The organism is Saccharopolyspora hattusasensis, assembly GCF_050972075.1.
GTDB classification, from domain to species: Bacteria; Actinomycetota; Actinomycetes; order Mycobacteriales; family Pseudonocardiaceae; genus Saccharopolyspora; species Saccharopolyspora hattusasensis.
This window is the reverse complement of the sequence record NZ_JBPCDC010000001.1, coordinates 6,473,221-6,494,678: the sequence shown is the minus strand read 5'-3', so window position 1 is coordinate 6,494,678 and position 21,458 is coordinate 6,473,221. Positions and strand designations below refer to the sequence as shown.

At 68.2% G+C, this 21,458-nt stretch carries 19 protein-coding genes and 1 pseudogene; 17 read left to right on the top strand and 3 right to left on the bottom strand.

Features of this window, described 5'->3' with window-relative positions; all coding sequences use genetic code 11:
* Positions 1–98: 98 nt before the first annotated feature.
* Positions 99–392, bottom strand: a complete 294-nt coding sequence (locus ACRXBZ_RS31180; RefSeq protein WP_433882080.1) for a hypothetical protein — start codon at positions 390–392, stop codon at positions 99–101.
* Positions 393–531: 139 nt separating this feature from the next.
* Here ACRXBZ_RS31180 and ACRXBZ_RS31175 point away from each other — a divergent pair, with 139 nt between their 5' ends.
* From ACRXBZ_RS31175 to ACRXBZ_RS31160, 4 genes are read left to right on the top strand one after another with little or no spacing between them, the layout of a single operon-like run.
* Positions 532–1,806, top strand: a complete 1,275-nt coding sequence (locus ACRXBZ_RS31175; protein ID WP_433882079.1) for a helix-turn-helix domain-containing protein — start codon at positions 532–534, stop codon at positions 1,804–1,806.
* A gap of 34 nt (positions 1,807–1,840) precedes the next feature.
* Positions 1,841–2,575, top strand: coding sequence for a toll/interleukin-1 receptor domain-containing protein (locus ACRXBZ_RS31170; protein WP_433882078.1), 735 nt, complete (start codon positions 1,841–1,843; stop codon positions 2,573–2,575).
* On the top strand, positions 2,572–4,569 hold the full coding sequence (locus tag ACRXBZ_RS31165; RefSeq protein WP_433882077.1) for an nSTAND3 domain-containing NTPase: 1,998 nt from the start codon (positions 2,572–2,574) through the stop codon (positions 4,567–4,569). Before ACRXBZ_RS31170 ends, ACRXBZ_RS31165 begins: the two co-directional genes overlap by 4 nt.
* Positions 4,566–4,895, top strand: a complete 330-nt coding sequence (locus ACRXBZ_RS31160) for a hypothetical protein (protein WP_168587424.1) — start codon at positions 4,566–4,568, stop codon at positions 4,893–4,895. The genes ACRXBZ_RS31165 and ACRXBZ_RS31160 overlap by 4 nt, the downstream gene beginning before the upstream one ends.
* 343 nt (positions 4,896–5,238) lie before the next feature.
* Here the strand turns inward: ACRXBZ_RS31160 and ACRXBZ_RS31155 are convergent, their stop codons facing one another.
* Positions 5,239–5,655, bottom strand: a complete 417-nt coding sequence (locus ACRXBZ_RS31155; protein WP_433884029.1) for a VOC family protein — start codon at positions 5,653–5,655, stop codon at positions 5,239–5,241.
* Between the two features lie 249 nt (positions 5,656–5,904).
* Here ACRXBZ_RS31155 and ACRXBZ_RS31150 point away from each other — a divergent pair, with 249 nt between their 5' ends.
* The 8 genes and pseudogenes from ACRXBZ_RS31150 to ACRXBZ_RS31115 all read left to right on the top strand — a co-directional run bounded on the left by ACRXBZ_RS31150 (position 5,905) and on the right by ACRXBZ_RS31115 (position 9,910).
* Positions 5,905–6,090, top strand: a complete 186-nt coding sequence (locus ACRXBZ_RS31150; RefSeq protein ID WP_433882076.1) for a hypothetical protein — start codon at positions 5,905–5,907, stop codon at positions 6,088–6,090.
* Between the two features lie 90 nt (positions 6,091–6,180).
* Complete coding sequence (locus tag ACRXBZ_RS31145; RefSeq protein WP_433882075.1) at positions 6,181–6,411, top strand: hypothetical protein; 231 nt, start codon at positions 6,181–6,183, stop codon at positions 6,409–6,411.
* A gap of 49 nt (positions 6,412–6,460) precedes the next feature.
* Complete coding sequence (locus ACRXBZ_RS31140; protein ID WP_433882074.1) at positions 6,461–7,639, top strand: M20 metallopeptidase family protein; 1,179 nt, start codon at positions 6,461–6,463, stop codon at positions 7,637–7,639.
* 34 nt (positions 7,640–7,673) lie between these two features.
* On the top strand, positions 7,674–8,006 hold the full coding sequence (locus ACRXBZ_RS31135) for an MFS transporter (RefSeq protein WP_433882073.1): 333 nt from the start codon (positions 7,674–7,676) through the stop codon (positions 8,004–8,006).
* 220 nt (positions 8,007–8,226) lie between these two features.
* Entirely contained in the window at positions 8,227–8,949 is a 723-nt protein-coding gene (locus tag ACRXBZ_RS31130) for an MFS transporter (RefSeq protein WP_433884028.1), read from the top strand.
* 296 nt (positions 8,950–9,245) lie between these two features.
* Positions 9,246–9,296 (top strand): annotated as a pseudogene (locus ACRXBZ_RS31125) (helix-turn-helix domain-containing protein); the annotation flags it as partial.
* 58 nt (positions 9,297–9,354) lie between these two features.
* Positions 9,355–9,549, top strand: coding sequence for a hypothetical protein (locus ACRXBZ_RS31120; RefSeq protein ID WP_433884165.1), 195 nt, complete (start codon positions 9,355–9,357; stop codon positions 9,547–9,549).
* Positions 9,542–9,910, top strand: coding sequence for a DUF4180 domain-containing protein (locus ACRXBZ_RS31115; RefSeq protein ID WP_433882072.1), 369 nt, complete (start codon positions 9,542–9,544; stop codon positions 9,908–9,910). The genes ACRXBZ_RS31120 and ACRXBZ_RS31115 overlap by 8 nt, the downstream gene beginning before the upstream one ends.
* A 98-nt stretch (positions 9,911–10,008) precedes the next feature.
* Here the strand turns inward: ACRXBZ_RS31115 and ACRXBZ_RS31110 are convergent, their stop codons facing one another.
* Positions 10,009–12,747, bottom strand: a complete 2,739-nt coding sequence (locus ACRXBZ_RS31110; protein WP_433882071.1) for an ABC transporter transmembrane domain-containing protein — start codon at positions 12,745–12,747, stop codon at positions 10,009–10,011.
* Between the two features lie 702 nt (positions 12,748–13,449).
* On the opposite strand from ACRXBZ_RS31110, the gene ACRXBZ_RS31105 reads away from it, so the two are divergent.
* From ACRXBZ_RS31105 to ACRXBZ_RS31085, 5 genes are all read left to right on the top strand, one after another.
* Positions 13,450–14,133, top strand: a complete 684-nt coding sequence (locus tag ACRXBZ_RS31105) for a transposase (protein ID WP_433877538.1) — start codon at positions 13,450–13,452, stop codon at positions 14,131–14,133.
* 611 nt (positions 14,134–14,744) lie between these two features.
* On the top strand, positions 14,745–16,553 hold the full coding sequence (gene ltrA, locus ACRXBZ_RS31100) for a group II intron reverse transcriptase/maturase (protein ID WP_433877539.1): 1,809 nt from the start codon (positions 14,745–14,747) through the stop codon (positions 16,551–16,553).
* Between the two features lie 59 nt (positions 16,554–16,612).
* Positions 16,613–17,623, top strand: a complete 1,011-nt coding sequence (locus ACRXBZ_RS31095; protein WP_433882070.1) for a transposase — start codon at positions 16,613–16,615, stop codon at positions 17,621–17,623.
* Positions 17,624–17,895: 272 nt separating this feature from the next.
* Positions 17,896–19,845: a hydantoinase/oxoprolinase family protein gene (locus ACRXBZ_RS31090; RefSeq protein WP_433882069.1), complete on the top strand. Its 1,950-nt coding sequence runs from the start codon at positions 17,896–17,898 to the stop codon at positions 19,843–19,845.
* A complete protein-coding gene (locus ACRXBZ_RS31085; protein ID WP_433882068.1) occupies positions 19,842–21,401 on the top strand; it encodes a hydantoinase B/oxoprolinase family protein in 1,560 nt (519 codons plus the stop codon). The genes ACRXBZ_RS31090 and ACRXBZ_RS31085 overlap by 4 nt, the downstream gene beginning before the upstream one ends.
* Positions 21,402–21,458 lie beyond the last annotated feature (57 nt).

The following is a 21,458-nucleotide window of genomic DNA, read 5'->3' as shown; positions in this document are numbered from 1 at the left end:
GAGTCGCGTCGACGACCGGGATGACGCACGCACATCCGAAATGATCCGGTGAAACACCGTTTCCCGTTGCCTTCTACAACGGGAAACGGGAAACGGCTCTATTTTCCGGCTCGGGAGTCCAGTTCTCCGCCACAATCCTCCGACGAGCGGCGCGCAGCCGCGCAGGACCTGATTTCCCTCCATGCGTCGAGGACTGCGATGAATGCGGCGGAGAGCACCAGCACCAAGGCGAACAACTCAACACCGGAAAGGGCGATGCCGGCGAGGACGAACAACGCCCACGCCTGCGCGGCGGTGAACACGAATGCAAGCATCACCCGTCCGAGCGACCTCGCCAGGGACGGATTGCGCCGTTCGGGTGTCGATTCTCGGACGAGCTCATCCTTGATCATCTCTTCTCCTAAGGTCTGCCGGTGGTCCGGTCGGCCAGCCGCCGGACCGGCACGTTTCACCGTGCGCGAAAACCGCTCGGGACCAACAGCCGTTTCCCGTCGCTTGCCGAACCAGGCAACGGGAAACCCGGAGGACGATGTGACTGAACAGCCCATACTGTTTGGGGCAGAGCTTCGAAGACTGCGCACCGCGGCCGGTCTTTCACTCACTCGAATGGCCGCGCTGCTGCATTACAGCAAGGGCTACGTCAGCAAGATCGAAACCGGTGGGAAAGGACCGACACCGGACTTCGCCCGGCGTTGTGATTCCATCCTCGAAGCCGGTGGGGAACTCGCGAACCTGGTTCCCGCGCGGTCTTCCGAAGCGCCGCTGCCCGAGGTGAACGGCGACGGTGAGGTGTGGTTGATGAGTCTCGATTCAGGCGGGAGAAGCTGGTTCCGGCCGATGGACCGGCGGCAGGTGCTGGCGGCGGGCGCGGCCTCGGTGCTCGCCTTCGGCATGGGCGGCGGTCACGCAATCGCCGAGGACGGCACGGTCTCAACGTTCCGCACCATGTTCGACCAGTTCCGCAGGCTGGGGCAGACGGCGAGCCCGTCGGTGGTGCTGCCCGCGCTCATCGCGCAGACCCACACCCTCCGCGAACTCGCCGCCCGCGCCAAACCCGCGGCGAGTGCGGAACTCCTGGTGCTGGGCGCGCGGTATGCCGAGTTCGCGGGTTGGATGGCGCAGGAGTCGGGTGACAACGCGGCCGCCCTGTGGTGGACCGACCGCGCCGTGGAGCTCGCGGATGCAGGACAGGACCGGTCACTGGCGGCATATTCCCTGGTGCGCCGAGCGCTGGTCACTCTGTACCGAGAGGACGCACTGGCGACGATCGACCTCGCCCAGCAAGCCCAACGGATCGCAACGTCCGCCCGCATTCGCGGACTCGCCGCGCAGCGCGAGGCACAAGGCCACGCGCTGGCCGGAGCCTACGACGCCTGCATGCGAAGCCTGGACCGAGCTCGCGATCTGCTCAGCGCGGCCCAGCCCGAAGCCGGACCGGTACTCGGCACAGCGAACCTGACCGACCCGGTCGCGATGGTCTCCGGATGGTGCCTTCACGATCTGGGACGCCCGAGGGATGCGACGGTGATCCTCGACCGGGAAGTCGAACGAGTTCCGCCGCACGCTCTTCGGTCCCAAGCGCGCTACGGCGTCCGCCGCGCCCTCGCGCACGCCACGGCGGGCGACATCGACCACGCCTGCACATTGCTCGTGCAGGTCCTCGGAATGGTCGACACCGTCAGTTCCGCCACCATCAGTACCGATCTCCGGCGCGTGGCCCGCGTGCTCTCGCGGTTCCACACAGCATCCTCGGTGCGTGAGCTGCAGCCCAGGCTGGTCGCCACGCTGCACAACCAGACCGCCTGAGAACTCTTCATTCCCACAGAAGTGAGGTACCGCTGTGCCCGATATCTTCATCAACTACCGCACCGGAGACTGCGAACATGCCGCGGTAGCGATCGAACAGAACTTGTCCGCGCGGTTCGGCCGTGAACAGGTCTTCCGCGCCAGCAAGTCCATCCGCCCCGGCGAGAACTACCGCACTGGGCTGTCGACGGCGTCCTCCAGTGCCCGCGTGCTACTTGTGCTGATCGGCCCGAAATGGCTCGACGCTCGTGATCGAGACGGAAATCGCGCACTGAGCAATAAGGATGACTGGACTCGGAAGGAGATCCTGAACGCCATGCGCGGCGGTGCCCGGATCATCCCGATCCTGTGTGGACGGAAGCTGCCTCGACTGGTGGCCGCCGATCTTCCGCGTGCCCTGGCATCGCTGGCCGACCTCCAGTCCCTGACCTACGACACTGGAAGCGCCGAGGCCGGTCTCGATCGGATCGCCGCCGAACTCATAGACCTGGTTCCGGGGCTCGTCGACCGGACTGCGAAAGCGTCCTCGACCGACGGCGTGCACTCCACCAACGGCGGTCCGGTCAACGGAAACATCGTGCAGCTTCGCGACATGAGCGGCGGATCGATAACCAACACGGCGTTCAACGGCCCAACGGGCCCGGTGAGCACCGACGGCGGTGACCAGCACATCTCCTACGGAGACGGGGCGACCCACATCACGGGCAAGAACACCGGCGGAATCCGCCACAAGTTCGGCTCGAAGCGCGAGCGAGGCGAGCACCGGTGACCGAAACCAACAACGAATTCCACGACACGCAGGGCAGCCCGATCCACGCCGGCTCCGGCGATCAGAACATCAACCCGATCTACTTCACGATTCACGAGAGCGTCCAGCAGCAGGCTCGCGGGTCACGGTTGACCCCGAAGGACGATCTGCGTTGGCTCAAGCGCCGGTTCGAGCCGCCACCGAACTTGGGCGTCGCGCGGGACATGTTGCGGCAGTCCCGCACCGTCGTACTCACCGGGCTACCGGGAAGCGGTCGACGCACTGCGGCGAAGATGCTCCTGAACGAACTCGCCGACGATCACACCCCATTCACCGTGCTTGACGACGAGGCGCACAAGCAGGACCAAAGCCTGGACAAGTTGAAGGTCCAGCCCGGGCACCTGTTCGTGCTGGACCTCTCGGACAGCAACGAGGACGTGTTCCGCGCCCGGCAACGAGATCTTCTCTCATTTCGCACGGTCCTCCAGCAACACAAGGCTTTTCTCGCCGTCGTCGTGCCCGATTTCCGCAAGCACCACCTCGACCCGGACCTCGCGCAGTTCGGGGCCCGGATCGACCGGCCACACAGCGCCTCGGTGTTGCGACGGCACCTGGAAGCGGAGGGGATCTTCCTCTCCGAGCAGCAGCTGACTTCGAAGGAACTCGCACGCATCCTGTCCGCACCGATGTCGGAGATCGCCAACCTCGCGCAGATGGTGGTGCTCGCCCGGGACACGAACCGAGGCGGCGATCTCTCGATCTGGCTCAGTGAAGCGGTTTCCGCCCGAATCGACCGCAGCGACGAGGTGACGGAGCAACTGAACAAGGTGCCAGGCGGTAGGCAGCGTACGGTGCTGCTCGCCGCAGCGATGTGCCGCGGAGCGTCGAGCGACGCGGTGTTCTTCGCCTCCCACCGCCTGGTGAGCTCGTTGAGCCTCGACGGACGCGAGGAACCCCGGATGGAACAGGAGGGCTACCGCACCCAGCTCGGTGATCTGAACATCGATGTCGCGCCGAACAACCGGATCGAGTTCAGCCGGCTCAGCTACGACCGGGCGTTGCGCGAACACTTCTGGGACAACTACCCGGATCTCCGGGAGCCGTTCTGCCGGTGGGTGGACGGCATCATCCGCATCGATCAGTTCACCGTGCAGGACCGAAAGAACCTGGTCGACCGGTTCGTGGAACAGTCGTTGCGCACCAACTCGCCGGGGCACGTGAAGTGGCTGATCGACCAGTGGATCTTTCCGAGGCAGAACGGAGCGCCGAACGTACTGCGCGACTACGGGGTACGAGCCCTCCTGGCCGGTTTGGAGAACGAGCGCCACGGTCACTTCTTCCGGCGCCTGGTGTACGAGTGGTCGCGGCGCGACAACCTTCCTGGCGACGTCGGGCAGATCGTGGTGGACGTGTGCACCGAGGTGATCGCTCCGACCTACCCGGAACAAGCTCTGGTCCGGCTCCACCACCGGGCTCGCCGCGAAGACGGGACCGGCGCCCCGACAGCCCACCAGGCCCTCGTCGAGCTGATCTCTCGCGATCCGATACTGCTGCGGCTGCTGCTCGAAAGGCTCACAGCAGATCTGCCGAAGCAGCAGCCGTCGCCCGCCGATCACTTCCTGTTCCTCGCCGTCGCGGACCCGTGGCGGCTTGCCGATTCGAGCAAGCGTTCCCAACCCCTCGCGGCGGACCACACGATCCGTTCCCAGCTCGGTTTCTGCTGGCGTGCGACCATGCTCGCCCGCCCGGACATCGTCGCGCCACGCGTCTGCCACTGGTTCGACGCCGCCGGCCGCACTGCGGCGTACGACCTGCTGCTCGGCATCCTGGCGGACGCGGCGAGCCAGCACCTCCACCTGCTCGGTTCGTTGCACGTCCTCGCGCGCGATTGGAGCCGCACCCCGAACGGACGCGCCGAGGTCTTCGTGCGGTTGTCCCAGCTGATCGACATGGCGCAGGGCCTGCACGCCACCGACTACACGTTCAACCGAGTACCCGAGGAGGCTGCTCGATGAGCAAGGAAAACCGGATCCTGTACGGCGGTCTGGCACTCGCGGCCGTCATACCGCTCCTGCTCGGCCTGCTGCTGGAGTGGCCGGCCTGGGTCACAGTTCCGCTGTCCGCAGCGGTGCTGTATGGGATCTACCGCAAGCTCATGCACGGGAACAGGACCACCAGCGACCACGTCGGCGTGGTCTTGGACAGGATTGGCCTGTACGGGGACAACCCGGTGCGTGCTCTGACCGCCCATCGCCTCGCCAAGCTGATCGAAGCAGCCGGGAATCCCGGGGTGGCCGAAGAAGTCCGCCAGAAGTTCGACGCACCACGCCCGCTCGGATAGCAACCGAGGCCCGCGGTCGTAGCGCTGCTGGGGTTGGCCGGGAGGTGCTTCGGGGGCAGAACACCTCGTCCACTCGTGGCCTGGTGGACGTCGTGCTCGATCTCGACGAGCTGGGAGAGCAGATCGCGCTGCCGCTCCTCGCTGATCAACAAGCTGTCGTCGCGTTCGCCGTCGGGCGGAACCTCGGGATGCCTGCCCACCATCGCGAACCAGTCCCTCCGCCCGAAGCTCCCCCGACGGTACCAGCCACCACCAGCGCTACAACAGGTTCGGCCCGCAGACGCGGTGCCCGCCCGATACGAGACCGGGCGGGCACCGCGCTGCTACTGATCGTCCACTTCGGTCACTTCTGCGGATCTGCCTCGTAGGGTTGGGTTATCGCTTCCAGGTAGTGGCCCGACGGGTCCAGGAAGTAGACGCCTCGGCCCCCGTGGTTGGTGTTGTACCGCTGGGGGAGCTTTCGGTGCGGATCCGCCCAGTGGTCGAGCGCCGCCTCCTGGATCCGGGCGTAGATGCCGTCGAAGTCTTTCTCCGTGACGAGGAATGCGTAGTGCTGCGGCGGGAATTCGATGCGCGGCTCGGCGAACAGGAGCGTCACTTCCGCATCCAGGTAGACCGTGAGAAAGGGGCCGCCGGGCTCCGCCGGCGGGAGGTCGAACATCGCCGTGAAAAAGGATGCCGATACCTGCTTGTCGCGCGCGGCGACGATGGTGTGATTGAAAAGAGTGGTCATGAAGACCCTTCGAACCCGCGCCTCCATGCCTGACACAGGCTGCCACCGACACGCGACGCTGCCCGGATCAGACCACAAACGCTTTCAGCGCGTCAAGCCGGTTGTGTCGGCAGGCGTCGGCGTCCGTCCGCAACCGGATTCCCACCTGGCGATATGGGAACAGCGACGGCGCGCGGATGCTTGAACGGCGTGGCATCGAGCGAAAAGGTGGAGGGCTGAGGTTCCGGACGGGCGAGGTGCGTCGCCGATGACATCCCCGCTGCTCGACAATCCCGCTTGGGCTTCGCTGACGGCCCGCACGCCCGGTTCGCCGAGAAGCACGGCCGGGTGTTGCGCTACTCGGTCGACGTGGCGCCGTTCCTGGCCATCCCGGACGAGTGCGACGTGGACGGCTGGCGGGACGATCATTCGCCAACGACGCCGAGCACATTTGACCGCCGGGGCCGTGGTCACCCGGAGTGATGGCGATTTCGCGCGAAATCGCCGCCTCCGCCTCACAGCGACCGGCGATTTCGCGCGAAATCGCCGGCCCGGCGCTAGCGGAGGGACTTCTTGAGGCTCTTCCCGCTGGGACTGCGTCGGGCCACTCCGAGGCTTCGGTACGACGAGCCAGGTCAGCACCGTGTTGTCCTGCTCCAGCCAGCCTTTGGGGAGTTCGTCCAGGACCCGGACCTCGTGCGGGCACTTGTACGCCGCGAGGCGCTCCCGGCTGAAGACGAGCGTTTCCGGCGCGCGAACGCGCATCCGCAACGGTTTCCCGACATTCTGGTGCTCGGCGGATGACGGCCGGTCATCATGGCCGTGGCGTGATCACGAGGTGAGGAGACGGCCGTTGTCCGAGCGCGAGCTGCAAGACGAGTTGGTCCGGTTGCGGCGGCAGCTGCACGCCGAGCCCGAAATCGGGCTGGACCTGCCGCGCACCCAGGAGAAAGTGCTGGCCGCGCTGGACGGGCTACCGCTGGAGATCACCACCGGCACCGGGCTGAGCTCCATCACCGCGGTGCTGCGCGGCTCTCGTCCGGGGCCGACGGTGCTGCTGCGCGGCGACATGGACGCCCTGCCGGTGACGGAGCGGACCGGCCTGGACTACACGTCCCGGTTCGACGGCAGGATGCACGCGTGCGGGCACGATCTGCACACCGCGATGCTGGTCGGCGCCGCGCGGCTGCTGACCGAACGGCACGCGGAGCTGGCCGGTGACGTGGTGCTGATGTTCCAGCCCGGCGAAGAAGGCTGCGACGGCGCGGGGAAGATGATCGCCGAAGGCGTGCTGGAAGCCTCCGGGTCCCGCCCGGTGGCCGCCTACGGCATGCACGTCATGGCCGCGCGCCACGGCCTCGGGACCTTCCTCACCCGGCGCGGCCCGCTCATGGCCGGCGGCGACCTGCTGCGGGTGACCGTGCGCGGCGCGGGCGGTCACGGCTCCACCCCGCACCGGGCCAAGGATCCGATCGCCCCGGCCTGCGAAATGGTCGGCGCGCTGCAGGCGCTGGTCGCGCGCACCATCGACCCGTTCGAGACGCTGGTGCTGACCATCGGCAGCTTCCACTCCGGCAACGCGGGCAACGTGATCCCGGGCGAAGCGGTCTTCGACGGCTCGTTGCGCTGGTTCTCCGCGTCCGCACGGGACGCGGTGTGGGACGGGATCACCTCCGTTTGCAACGGCGTCGCGGCAGCACACGGCGTCAAGGTGGACGTGGAGCTCAGCGAGTACGTGCGCGCCACGATCAACGACGACGCCGAGGCCGAGTTCGCCGCGCAGGTCGCGACGGAGCTTCGCGGCGACCGGTTCTCCTGGCTGGACCGCCCCGTCACCGGCGGCGAGGACTTCTCCCGGGTGCTCGAACAGGTGCCGGGCGCGTTCATCTTCCTCGGCGCCTGCCCACCGGACCGCGACCCGGACACCGCGCCGGACAACCACTCCCAGTTCGCCGTCTTCGACGACAGCGTGCTCGCTGACGGCGCTGCGCTCTACGCCGAACTCGCCATCCACCGCCTGGCCCGCGCGTAATTCGTTGTCAGCGTTGAGAAATCCGGAGGCAGCATTGACCATCGAGACCGACCAGCGCGCGACGCCACGGAAGTGGCGGACCATCGTCAGCACCGGCGCGGGCAACGCGTTGGAGTGGTTCGACTGGAACGCCTACGCGGTGTTCACCCCGTTCTTCGCCGCGCAGTTCTTCCCCGCCCACGACAGCACGAGCGCGGTGCTGTCCAGCCTGGCGATCTTCGGGGTCGGGTTCCTGATGCGGCCGCTGGGCGGGCTGCTGTTCGGCCGGTTCGGCGACCGGCTCGGTCGCCGAACCGCCATGGTCGGCTCCATCGCGCTGGCCTCCGGCGGCAGCCTGCTGATCGGCATCGCGCCGACCTACGAGTAGATCGGCATCGGCGCGGCGCTGCTGCTCGTGGTCGCCCGGCTGGGCCAGGGACTCGGGCACGGCGGCGAGATGCCGGCGGTGCAGACCCTACGTGGCCGAGATGGCGCCGCAGGGTCGGCGCGGGATCTGGTCCAGCCTCGTCTAGGTCTCGGGCACCTGCGGAATCCTGGCCAGCTCCGCCCTCGCAGCGGCGTTGACGACGGCACTGCCGCCTGGCGCGATGAGCGCATGGGGTTGGCGGGTGCCGTTCCTGCTCGGCGGGGTCGTCGGCCTCTACACCCTGGTAATGCGGCTGCGGCTGGCTGAGACGCAGGCCTTCGACCGGCAGCGGACCGAGGCCCGGCCGCCGCTGTGGCGGAGCTTCTGGGAGCAGCGCACCGCGTGCCTGCGGGTGATCGGGCTGACCGTCGGCAGCACCGTGGTGTTCTACACCTGGATGGTCTCGGCGCCCGCGCAGGCGATCAGCATCCACGAGGTCGACCCGGCCGCGGCGCTGTGGGTAGGCGCCGCGGCCAACGCGGTGTTCATCCTGTCTTTGCCACTGTTCGGGGCGCTTTCGGACCGCATCGGCCGCAGGCCCGTGCTGCTGCTTTCCTTGGTGGGCAGCGCAGTGGTCAGCTACCCGCTCAGCTGGCTCGTCCAGGACCAGGTCTGGCAGTTCGCGGTGGCGATGATCATCGCGCTGCTCGTGATCGCGCCCGGTCCGGCGATCATGCCCACGGTGTTCGCGGAGCTGTTCCCGACCCGGATGCAAACGACGGGCACCGGATTCCCCTACGCCATCGCCACGGCAGCGTTCGGCGGCAGCGCGCCGTACCTGCAGACCTGGCTCGCCAGCGGTGGTCGGGGCGACGTCTTCCTCGGATACGCCGTGGTGCTGCTGGTGATCAGCGCCGTCGTCGCCTACCGCATGCCGGAGACCAAGGACATCACCCTCGGCTGAGCTAGTCGCGGAAGAGCAGCATCCGCTGGCTTCGGGGCACCCCGTCGAGAACACGTGCAGGTTGAGGGCCGGGTTCCGGCTCCGGAGCAGCCGGTGCTCGTGCCAGCCGGATTCCCTTACGTGCAGCGCATAACCCGTGAGCGTTTTTGGGGGCTCTAGCACCCAAAAACACTCACGCAAACAACGATCCACACAACAAACTCCCCATCCCCACCCATCCCTCCCCATCCCTCCTTATCCCTCCTTATCCCTCCTTATCCCGACTATGATGGAGCGCCAATCCCCTGAGTGATGAAATGTACTCGGTTGAACAGGTCGCCAACCGACTCGGACTGCACGTTCGCACCGTACGCGGCTACATCCGCTCCGGACGGCTCAAAGCGGTGCGACCGCCTGAGCACGCTCATGCTGGCCGGCGCGAACTCCGCCAGCAACCCCGCGCACCCGCTGCGCATCCAGACGGTCTACGACGAGGAGCGGAACCGCATGAAGTTCGTGGTCCTTGGCGGCGCAGGAGCCACCGCCGAGGTCTTGCAGCTGATCGAAGCCGTGCTCGACGGCGACAACGGCCTGCTCTCCGGGGAGGTCGGCGGTGCCTGACGCGATCGAGGAGCGGGCCGGGGTGCAGGTGCTGGTGTGCGACCCGGCCGGGCCGCCGGTGACCACCACGCAGGACGCCCTGGACCTGATCGGCGCGTCCTACGCCGACGCCGAGGTGGTCGCGGTGCCCGCCAGCCGGCTCGACGAGCGCTTCTTCACCTTGGGCACCCGCTTCGCCGGCGAGGTCATGCAGAAATTCGTCAACTACCGGGTGCGCCTGGTCGTCGTCGGCGACATCTCCCGGCACCTGGCGGCCAGCTCGGCCCTGCGGGCCCTCGTGCACGAGTCGAACAAGGCCGACCACGTTTGGTTCGTCCCCGACCTCGACGCGCTCGACGCCAGGCTGCGCGACGCCGGCTGAGCGGTGAGCCCCGGCATGATCCCCATTCCCGCCGGGGGACAGTTCGTGGTCGGCGACGAAGCCAGGAGGGCCCGCTGTCAGGAGCGCCAGGCGGTCGATCAGCGCTCCGGGGCCGCGGCACCGCCGAGAGTCCGCAGGTCCTCGTCGCCGGTGATCGCGGCGAGCACCGCATCGAGCTGCACCAGCGTCGGGCGCTGATCGGGGTCCGACCGCAGGCAACCGTCGATCGAATCCGCCAGCGCTCGAGGCAGCCGCCGCGAAGCGCGGATGGGTGGCGCGGCCTTCTCCAGCTGGGGAAACAGCTCCTCCCCGGTCCGCTGTGCCTGCCCCGGCACCTCGAAGGGGTTGAATCCGGCCGCGGCTTCGAAGAGCACCAGGCCGATGGCCCAGACGTCGGTCGCCGGCCCGAGCATCCCGCCGCGGACCTGTTCCGGCGCCATCGCGCACGGCGTTCCGGCCCCGCCGCAGCTGAGGCCCGGTGACCGGGCCAGGCTCAGGTCGATAACGCGCGCGCGGCCGCACTCGGCGATGATGTTGCCGGGCTTGAGGTCCAGGTGCAGGTAGCCGCGCTCGTGCAGGTAGCGGATCGCCGAGCACACGTGCTGACCGAGGTAGCCGAGTTCGCGGGCGGTGAGGCGGCGCTTCCCGCCGTCGAGCAGGCTGTCCAGCCTCGCCCCGGCCAGCGTCTCCATGATCAGCACCGGCGAACCGTCCGCCGCTTCCGCGAGTTCGTACGCGCGCACGATGTGTGGATGCGTGAACTTCAGCAGCAGGTTCCCTTCGACCACGAGGTTTTCGCACGCTTCGGCGCGGGCTGCGCAGTCGGGACGCACGGCCTTGATGAAGCACCGGCTGTGGCGCCGGGTGCTCCATGCGTCGTAGGAGTCGTATCCCTCGCCCCGCCGGATGTGCTCGATCACCGGATAGCCCGCCGCGATCTCCTGGCCTCGGCGCAGCGGTGCGGGCGAAGTCGAAGTGGTCATGCCGGCTCCCGTTGCGGTACAGGCGAGCCCCGCTGCTGCAGCCGGTACAGGGACGCGTAGCCGCCGTCGCGGTGCATCAGTTCGGCGTGCGTGCCGGATTCCGCGATCCGGCCGTGGTCGAGCAGCAGGATCAGGTTCGCATCGCGGACCGTGATCAGGTTGTGCGACACGACGATTGACGATTGAGGTGCGATCGGCCATCAGCCGGCGCAGCGGGGCCAGCACTCGCGCGCTGGATGCCGCATCGAGCCCGACGGTGGGCTCGTCGAGCAGCAGGATCGGCGCGTCGCGCAGCATCGCTCGGGCGATGGCGATGCGCTGCCGCTGCCCGCCCGACAGCAGACTTCCGTGCGCCCCGACCCTGGTGCGGTAACCGTCTGGCAGCGCCGTGATGAACTCGTGCGCGTCCGCGCCACGAGCCGCCTCCAGCACGTCCCGCTCGGTGGCGTCGGGCCGCCCCCAGGCGATGTTCTCCCAGACGCTGTCGTCCACCACGAGGGCGTCCTGCAGCACGATCGAGATGTTGCGCCGCACCGCCTGCTGCTCGGCTTCGCGCAGATCGACTCCGTCGATGGTCACGGCGCCGGAATCCGGATCGTAGAACCGGAGCAGCAGCTTGCCCGCGGTGGACTTGCCAGACCCGCTGGCCCCGACGAGTGCGATCGTCTGTCCGGAGTGGACGTCGAAGCTGATGCGGTGCAGGGCGTCGCGGTCGGTGTTCGGGTACCGGAAGCTGACGTCGTCGAAGACCACGTCGCCGCGGACCCGGCCGAGGCGCCGCGGCCGGACCGGGTCGCGCACCTCGGGAATCTCATCCAGCAGCTCGATGATCCGTTCGGCGCCGGCCGAGGCCGCGTAGACGGTGTTGGTCAGCCGCCCGAATCCCCGCACCGGGCTGTAGAGCTGGCTGAGATAACCGAGGAACACCAGCAGCCCGCCGAGGCTGATCGAGCCCCGGGACAGTTCCCAGGTGCCCAACCCGACGATCAGCAGCACCCCGCAGATTTCCAGCAGGTCGACCAGCGGCGTGAACAACGCGTGCAACCGGGTGGCCACCATCTCGGCCGCGAAGCTGCCCAGGTTCTCGCGGTGGAAAAGGTCGGTTTCGGCGCTTTCCCGGCCGTACGCCTTCACCAGCGAGGCGTTGCTAAGGCTTTCCTCGGCGACAGCGCCGATGGTGCCGCCGCGCCGCCGCTTCTCCCGCGAAGCCGCCTTGATGCGGCGGGAGAAGTACCGCGCGGACGCCCAGAAGGCCGGCACCGCGATCAGCGACACCACGGCCAGCCGCCAGCTCAGGACGAACAGCGCCCCGGTGAACAGCACGATCTTGAACAGGTACGACAGCGCCTGGATCGTCCCGGACAGCACGAGGTTCTCGATCGCGTTGACGTCGCCGGTGAGCCGGGACAACGTGTCGCCGGTCTTGCGCCGGTCCAGGAAGCCGATGGACAGCCCGTGCAGGTGCCCGAACAGATCGGTGTGCAGGTCCAGCAGGAACCGCTCGGCGACCCAGGTTGACATGTACTCGTCGGTGAACCCGACTATCCCGGACAGCACCGTGATCCCCAGGTAGGCGCCGCCGAGGGCGAAGAACAGCTCGAAGTCCCTGGGCACCAGTACCTGGTCGACGAGGATCTTGAACAGCCAGATCGTCACGGTGTCCAGCACAGGCCCGACCAGCACGAGCAGCACCACGAGCACCCACCACCGGTACGGGCGCGTGTAGGGCCAGAAGCGCCGGAAGATCTCCCGAACGCCGACCACCGGAGCTTGCTCGACCAGGCCACCGGATTCGGGGGTGGGCACGGCCAGCAACGCCCGCAGCCTGGCGAGGAACGCAGCTATCCGAGTCATGGCATACTTGTGGCGGCGGTATCCCGAACCACCGCCGCCGGTCAGTGGATCAGTAGCGCGTACGGCGGAACGAAGCGGTGCGCCGACGGCGCGAAGCCGTGAACCGCATCGAGCGGCGTGAGCGCGAGTGGGGCCCGTGCCCCCTGACGGCGGGCAAGTGCGCAGCAAACAAGCTCTTGGCCATGGCTACTCCCTAGCATCAACGGCGAATCGAATCCCCTGCCTTCCGCCACACAGCGTTGCGCCGGCCCGTTTCCCGCAGCAGAGACCAAATCCCTCTGTTCAGGGCACCCCGGCGACGCGTAACCAACGCAGCTCGCAAAGTTCCACCAAACGGCTGCGTCGCGTCGATATCAGGGCCGCAACAACGCTAGGCATCTACCCCTGAGTCGCCGCCAGATCAGTAGACGATCTCAGCCGGGCAGCCGCCCGGCTTCTTGCAGCGGCTGGAGTTGGGAGTATGCAGGCTCCGGTTTCCCCTGCGCCTCGTTGCGGCGGGTAGGTAAGCGATGAAGAGGCGCTTTGCCATTTTGCCCCCGTTCGACCCCGGGGAGCGCGAGAATCGTTCCTCGGTTTCCGGTACTGATCCAAGGTGCCGCTGAACTGCTGGCCGGAGATAGGGGCTAGGTGGCTGGTGTTTTTGGTTGCTAAGGATCGGTGTGTCTCGCCCGGTTGAGGTGATCGTTTTGGCAGGATGGTCGGGTGACGTTGGGACGTGCGCCTCGCCAGACTGACCTGCTGCGGTCGACGGTGGACTACTGCCAGGACCGCGTCCCGGCGGATTCGATCTACGGTGTGCTGCACCGGGAGTGCTTCGCGTTGTTCCCGGATGAGATGTTCGCTGACCTGTTCACCGATGTGGGTCGCCGGTCGGTGCCGCCGATGATCGTGGCGGTGGTGATGGTGCTGCAACGCATCGAGGGCTTGTCGGACCGGGAGGCGGTCGACCGGTTCGCTTTCGACGCCCGCTGGAAATACGCTGCTGGTGGCCTGCATTTCGACTATCCCGGGTTCGTGCACACCGTACTGGTGGACATGCGGGCCAGGCTGGCCCGCTCTGCACGGCCGGAGCGGGTCTTCGAGGCAGTCCTGGACGTGGCCCGGCAGGCCGGGCTGGTGGGCCGCAAGCGTGTGCTGGACTCGACCCCGTTGTATGACGCGGTGGCCACAATGGACACCATCACGTTGATCCGTTCGGCGATCCGGGGTCTGCTGGCTGCCGCCGATGCCGAACAGGCCGCCCGGCTGCGGGTGGTGATCACCTCTGGGGATGACTACGCCAGCACGGCGAAACCACAGATCGACTGGGACGGTGCGACACGAAGTCGCGCATGGCGAGTGAACTCGCAGATTGGAGGCCGGCAGTGCCGGATGTGTAGTTCCTGATCAGTGTTCGAGATCCGTCCCCGCCTTGACGTGCGCTGGTAGGTCCCGCCTGCCAGGGTGCGAAGCTCAGGGAAGACGCCCAAGGGCCTCTGTTCCGTCCAGAGGAGCAACCGGGCAAGGGGAAGACCGGACGGGTGAACGCAAGTGAACCTCCCGATGATGCCTCGTCATCGATAGCTCTGGACGACGGGACGAAGACCAGGGTGATAGGGCCTGGCCGTTGGAAGAGGCGGCAAGCGACGATCAGAGCCGTCCCCGCCGATCGTGTGAACACCGCTGGCCTCGGGGTTTAGGGAGGCGCCCACCCCGGTCACATCTCGCGTGCGCGGAACGTGGAAACCCCGTCGGGGTCCGGGTCGTCGCGGCCCGGTAGGCCGATCGAAAGAGGGGCGGAAACCCTCGGCGGGACAGGATGCCCAACAAGCGGATGCCGGTGGCCGAAAGGCAGCGGGACCCGTGACACCAGACCGCTCCTCCAGGCGGTGGTCACCGGGGAACCGGCCGGATGCCGGTCATACGACCGGGCCCGAAAGGGCGCTGACGTGGGCAGGTGAGCCTTTGAACGCTGAGGCCGTGTGCCTATCGAACCGAGGGGCAAGTTGGACACCACCGTGGTGAACGGACCCGAGGACGTACTGGATTGGGACGCCATTGAGTGGCGCATCCATGAGCAGAACGTAGTGAGGCTGCGGCGGAGGATCTTCAAGGCGACGCGGGAGCAGGACTGGACCAAGGTCCGGTCCCTGCAAAGGATGATGCTGGGGTCGTGGTCGAACACGCTGCTGAGCGTGCGGCAGGCGGCCCAGCGCAATACCGGACGTCGGACGGCCGGGGTGGACGGTCAGGTGGCACTGTCGTCCGAGGCCAGGGCGGAAGTGGCGGTGCGGGTGCATCGGACACGCCGCTGTTGGGACCCGTTGCCGGTCCGGCGTGTGCATATTCCGAAGGCCAATGGAAAGCGGCGCCCACTCGGCATTCCCGTGATCATGGACCGGTGTCATCAAGCTCGGGTCCGCAACGCACTAGAGCCGGAGTGGGAGGCTCGGTTCGAGCCGAGGAGTTATGGGTTTCGGCCGGGACGAAGCTGCGCTGACGCGATCGGTGCCTTGTTCAACGCTCTCAGCGGCACTCGTGCCAAGAGAGTGTGGATCCTGGACGCCGACTTGTCGGCCGCGTTCGATCGGATCGGGCACTCGCATCTTCTAGCCGCCCTCGGCGGGTTTCCAGCCAGGGAACTGGTCGCGCGCTGGCTCAAGGCTGGAGTGGTCGAAAATGGACGGTACTCACCGACCGAAGAGGGCTCGCCCCAAGGCGGTGTGATCAGTCCGTTGCTGATGAACGTGGCACTTCATGGGTTGGAGGAGGCCGCAGGTGTCCGCTATCGCACCACTGGTGTTCATGCCGGGAAGGCGGTTGATGGTACTCCGATCTTGGTTAGATATGCCGACGACCTCACCGTCTGCTGCTACTCGCGGCAGCAAGCCGAGCAGGTCAAGGCACAGCTTGCTGAGTGGCTGGCGCCGAGGGGGCTGGTCTTCAACGAGGACAAGACACGAATCGCCCATCGAGAAGACTCGTTCGACTTCCTCGGGTTCAATGTCCGCTACTACCCACGCGGCGGCAAGCTGTTGATCAAACCAAGCCTGGACGCGGTCAGGCGGATTCGCAAGCGGCTCGCCGACGAGATGCGCAACTTGCGCGGCTCGAACGCGATGGCGGTCATCGCCAGGCTCAACCCGATCATCCGAGGTTGGGCCGCTTACTATCGAGGGGTGGTATCCAGCAGAATCTTCACCGCGCTGGACCATTACATGTGGTGGCTCACCTATCGATGGGCCAGACGCATGCACCCCAAGAAGTCGAAAAAGTGGATCGTCAAACGCTACTTCGGCAAGTTCAACAGGTTCAGGAATGACCGTTGGGTGTTCGGCGACCGCACGTCGGACAACGACCGCGGCGACGTTCACTACATGGTCAAATTCTCCTGGACCAACATCGTCCGGCACCAGCTCGTCACCGGCGGGGCGTCCCCAGACGACCCCGACCTGATCGAGTACTGGGCCAAACGACGGCGGAAGGTCAAGCCCCCGCTGGACAGCTACAACCTGGGCTTACTTGCCACGCAGGACGGTCGCTGCTCACTCTGTCGGGAGCCCCTCCTCACCGCCGACCAACCACCGCAATCCCCACATGCATGGGAACGCTGGTGGCTGGGCGTCGCTCGACGGGCGATAGCCGCCGACTATCTCACCCACGAACGACGCGGCACGCCGGACGGCAAACGAACACGCCTGGTGCACACTTCTTGCAATCGCAGCCTACTGGCTCGGGGTCGCAAGAATCCGGGAACATCGCCCGCGAAGCCCAATGGGGCTTGCTTGAGCCGAGGTGCGGGGAAAGCCCGCTCGCCCGGTTCTTAGGGGGCGGTGGGCGCAGCAATGCGCCCACCGCTACCCGACACCACGACGCCCGGGAGGAATTGATCGACTCCCGGGCTCGGGACGGGTACGCGCTGCTGGCCCTGCTGGACGACCATGAGCTGGGCGAGGGCGTGGACAAGGCCGTGCGGCTGCTGGCCACCGTGCTGGGCCAGGACTTGGCCGACGACGGCGACGGGGTGTTCCGCATCGCCCGCAAGGTCGCCCCGGACCGGATCATTTCCACCGTGGACCCCGAGGCCCGTCACGGGCACAAGACCAGTGCTCGCGGTTTTGACGGCTACAAAGGGCATCTCGCGATCGACCCCGATGCCGAGATCATCACCGCCACCGAGGTCACGGCCGGAAACAGCGGTGACGCCGAGGCCGCCGAGCCCCTGCTCGCTGACATACTGCCCTCCGAAGCCGAAGCCGAAGCCGAAGCCGAAGCCGAAGCCGAAGCCGAAGCCGAAGCTAAGGTTGAGGTTGAGGTTGAGGTTGAGGATCGGGCGGCGGTGTATGGGGATGCGGCCTACGGTGCGGGCGAGTTGCTGGAACGGCTGGACGAGGCCGATATCCACAATGGACTGAAGGTGCAGCCGCCGGTGGCGGTGAAAGGTCATTTCCCGAAGGACCGCTTCGACATCGACCTCGATGCGCGGACAGTGACCTGCCCTGCCGGGCACACCGCACCTATCCGCGCCCGCGAGCGTCACGCCGGAGTGGCCAACTTCGGCGCCGCCTGCGCCGCCTGCCCGCTGGCCGCGCAGTGCACCACCGCGAAGACCGGCCGCACGATCACCGTCAGTGCCCACGAGGCCGCGCTGCAAGCCGGGCGGGCGCGTCAAACCGACCCCGCCTGGCGCGCCGACTACCGCGCCACCCGCCCCAAAGTCGAACGCAAAATCGCTCATCTCATGCGCCACCGCCACGGCGGGCGCCGAGCCCGCGTCCGAGGACTGCTGAAAACAGCCGCCGACTTTTCACTACTGGCCGCCGCGGTCAACCTCGCACGCCTCGGCATGCTCGGGATCGCCCGCACGGCAACCGGATGGACCACGACCACCGCCTGACCCGGCCCCGGCGGGCCCGCCAGACACGCACGAGCCCCCGTTGTCAGGGCATACCGGCAACGATCACGCCCGAGTCCCGCCACACCACCAAGCCCGATCGATGAGAACCCGCGACCACACCGACCCGCTCAACAAACACAGAACAGATCAAGCCCCACGAACCCCCGTTCGACACCAGCCACCTAGGTGCCCTCGTCGCCCGGCCCGGCAGCGCCCGCGGCGAAGCTGCCCGACCGGTGACCATGCGGGATGATTGACCGCAGGTGACTGTGATGTCTGGACAGGCCGGGCCGTGTGCAGGAGTGGACGTCGGAGGCACGTTCACCGATGTCGTCGTGCACGCCCCCGGTCACCGGCCGAAGGCCGTGAAGGTGCCCACCACTCCGGCGAACCAGGCCGAAGGGGTCCAGCGCGGCGTCGCCGAGAGCCTGCCCGGCGGCGTGCTGCGGCTGCTCGCGCACGGCAGCACCACCGCCACCAACGCCGTGCTGGAGCGCAAGATCGCGCGTACCGCCTTCGTCACCACCGACGGCTTCACCGACGTCCTGCAGATCGCCCGGCAGAACCGCCCCGCCCTCTACGACCTGTCCGCGACCAAGCCCGAACCGCTGGTGCCGCACGAGCGGGTGGTCACCGTCGCGGAGCGGATGAGCCCGCGGGGCGAGGCGATCATCGAGCTCACCGACGCCGAGATCGAGCGGGTGGTGGACGCGGTCGCCCGCCTCGAACCCGAGTCGATCGCGGTGAGCCTGCTGTTCTCCTACGTCCGCGACGACCACGAGCGGCGGCTGTGCTCGGCGCTGGCCGACCTCGGCGTGCCGATCACCCGGTCCGGCGCGCTGCTGCCGGAGTTCCGCGAGTTCGAGCGCGCGTCCACCTGCGTGCTCAACGCGGCCATCGAGCCGGTGATGCGCCGCTACCTGTCCAATCTGACCACCCGCCTGCCCGATCCGACGATCACGGTGATGACCTCCAGCGGCGGCACCGCCGGGGTGGACTTCGCCGCGACGGCCCCGGTGCACACGCTGCTCTCCGGCCCGGCCGCCGGCGTGGTGGCCGCCGGGGCGGTCGCGCGCTCGGCCGGGTTCGACGACGCCATCGCATTCGACATGGGCGGCACGTCCACCGACGTGTGCCTGATCCGCGAGGGCCGCCCGGACGTGTCGACGTCGTCGGAGATCGCCGGGCTGCCGTTCCGGACCCCGGCCGTCGGCATCCACACCGTGGGGGCCGGTGGCGGGTCGATCGCCTGGGTGGACACCGGCGGCGCGCTGCGGGTCGGCCCGCATTCCGCCGGTGCCGACCCGGGTCCTGCCTGCTACGGCCTCGGCGGCGAGGAGCCCACGGTGACGGATGCGCACTGCGCGCTTGGGCATCTCGACCCGGCTCGCGAGCTCGGCGGCCTGCGGCTGGACGTCGATGCGGCGCACCGGGCGCTGGATGCGCTGCCGGAATCGGCCGCCGGGGTGCTGTCGGTCGTCCGGGCGACGATGGCGCGGGCGTTGCGCAAGGTCAGCACCGAGCGCGGCATCGATCCGGCGCTGCTGGCCCTGGTCGCCTACGGTGGCGCGGGCCCGCTGCACGCGACGGCACTGGCCCGGGAGCTCGGCTGCCCCGCCGTGGTGGTGCCGCCCGCGCCCGGCGTGCTCAGCGCGCTCGGCCTGCTGCTAGCTCCGCCGCGTTTCGAGGCGTCGCGCACCGTGCTGGTGGATGCCCGCGAAGACCTGTCGCAAGCATGGTCGGAGCTGTCCACCGAAGCGCGCCGGGAGCTGGAGAAGCAAGGCGTGACAACGGAGATCTCACTGTCCAAGGTGGCCGACATGCGCTATGCGGGACAGTCGCACGAGCTGCGGGTCGACGTCGCCGAGCAAGCGGAACTCAGCGAGCTGCTGCACACTGCGCACCGCGAGTCGTACGGGTACGAGATGCGGGACGAGCGGGTCGAGGTGGTCACGCTGCGGGTCATCGCGCAGGGCGAGCCGGTTCTCGCGGACCCGCCGCAGGACTGGGACCAGGGCGAGCCGGAGCGCAAACCGGACCGCGAAATCGGCATCGGCGACCGGGCGGTGCGGGCGCGGATCGTGTCCCGGGCCGAGCTGCGGCCGGGCGACGAGGTCGCCGGACCGGCGCTGATCGAGCAGCCCGACACCACGACGCTACTCGCCGGCGACGAACTGGCCACAGTGGACAGATCGGGGAACTTGGTGGTGCGGCTGACATGACCGAGTTGACCGCCGTCGAGCTGGAGGTGTTCCGTCACGCCCTGGCCGGCATCGCCGATGAGATGGGCGTGACGCTTCGCCGCGCGGCCTACTCGCCCAACATCAAGGAACGCGCCGACTGCTCGGCCGCGGTGTTCGACGCCGACGGCGAGATGGTCGCGCAGGCCGAGCACATCCCGGTGCACCTGGGCGCGATGCCGGCCAGCGTCCGCGCCGTGCTGGACACCTGCGGGCGGCTCGAACCGGGCCAGCAGGTCTGCGTGAACGACCCCTACCTGGGCGGCACCCACCTGCCGGACCTGACGATCGTCGCCGCCGCCGGATACGACGACCAGTTGCTCGGGTACGTGGCCAACCGCGCCCACCACGCCGACGTCGGCGGTGCCGCGCCGGGCTCCATGCCGGCGTCGGCGACCGAGATCGCGATGGAAGGAGTCCGCATCCCGCCGATCCGCATCGCCGACGCCGACGGCGAACGGGAGGACGTGGTCCGGTTGATCGCGGCGAACTCGCGGACCCCCGAGGAGCGCCGCGGCGACCTGCGCGCCCAGTTCGCGGCGAACCACGTCGGCGTGGTGCGGATGCGCGAGCTCGCCGAGCGGATGGGAGCGCAGCGGCTGCGCGAGGCGATGGCAGCGGTGTGCGACTACTCCGACCGCCGGGTGCGCGCGGCGATCCGCGACATCCCAGACGGGTGCTACCGCAACGAGGACTTGCTGGAGATCGGCGACGGGGTCCCGATCCGCGCGGCGGTGACGGTGTCCGGCGACGAGGTGACGGTGGACTTCGACGGCACCGCCAAGCAGATCCCGGTGAACTGCAACGCGGTGTTTGCGGTGACGCTGTCGGCGTCGATGTTCGTGCTCCGGATGCTCACCGACCCCGACGCCCCGCCCAACGCCGGCTGCTACCGGGCGCTGCGCGTCGAAGCGCCGGAGGGCACGGTGGTCAACCCGACGTTCCCGGCCCCGACTGCGGCGGGCAACGTGGAGACCAGCCAGCGCATCGTGGACGTGCTCCTCGGCGCGTTCGCCAAGGCGATCCCCGACCGGGTCCCGGCGGCGGGCCAGGGCACCATGAACAACCTGCTCATCGGCGGCAGCGACCCGGCGTTCAGCTACTACGAGACGCTCGGCGGCGGTGAGGGCGGCACCCCCGCGCGCCCGGGCATGTCCGGGGTGCACACGGGCATGACCAACACCCAGAACACCCCGGCTGAGGCGGTGGAGCTGGACTACCCGCTGCGGGTGTGGCGCTACGAGCTCCGCCCGTCCTCCGGCGGCGCGGGTCGGCACCCCGGCGGTGATGGCCTGGTGCGGGAGATCGAAGCGCTCGCCGACTGCACGCTCACCATTCAGTCGGAACGCCGCGGGCACGCCCCGCCGGGAGCCCGGGGCGGCGAGCCGGGCGAGGTGGGCCGCAACGTCCTCATCCGGGCGGACGGCACCGAGGAGCGGCTGCCCGCCAAGGGCACCTGGCCGCTGCACCGAGGCGACCGGGTCCGCATCGAGACCCCGGGTGGTGGCGGCTGGGGAGCTCCCGGCGACGGCCGCTGAGCGCTACCCTGGGGGTGTCGACCGGGCGCTCCGCGCTGGCACGTGGAGCTTCCGAAC

Excerpts from the sequence above, each read along its gene's own strand:
- ACRXBZ_RS31180 (WP_433882080.1), bottom strand. The coding sequence starts at position 392 with ATGATCAAGGATGAGCTCGTCCGAGAATCGACACCCGAACGGCGCAAT.
- ACRXBZ_RS31120 (WP_433884165.1), top strand. The coding sequence starts at position 9,355 with ATGCTGGCCGGCGCGAACTCCGCCAGCAACCCCGCGCACCCGCTGCGC.
- ACRXBZ_RS31090 (WP_433882069.1), top strand. The coding sequence starts at position 17,896 with ATGTCTGGACAGGCCGGGCCGTGTGCAGGAGTGGACGTCGGAGGCACG.
- ACRXBZ_RS31130 (WP_433884028.1), top strand. The coding sequence starts at position 8,227 with ATGAGCGCATGGGGTTGGCGGGTGCCGTTCCTGCTCGGCGGGGTCGTC.
- ACRXBZ_RS31155 (WP_433884029.1), bottom strand. The coding sequence starts at position 5,655 with ATGGAGGCGCGGGTTCGAAGGGTCTTCATGACCACTCTTTTCAATCAC.
- ACRXBZ_RS31110 (WP_433882071.1), bottom strand. The coding sequence starts at position 12,747 with ATGACTCGGATAGCTGCGTTCCTCGCCAGGCTGCGGGCGTTGCTGGCC.
- ACRXBZ_RS31085 (WP_433882068.1), top strand. The coding sequence starts at position 19,842 with ATGACCGAGTTGACCGCCGTCGAGCTGGAGGTGTTCCGTCACGCCCTG.
- ACRXBZ_RS31160 (WP_168587424.1), top strand. The coding sequence starts at position 4,566 with ATGAGCAAGGAAAACCGGATCCTGTACGGCGGTCTGGCACTCGCGGCC.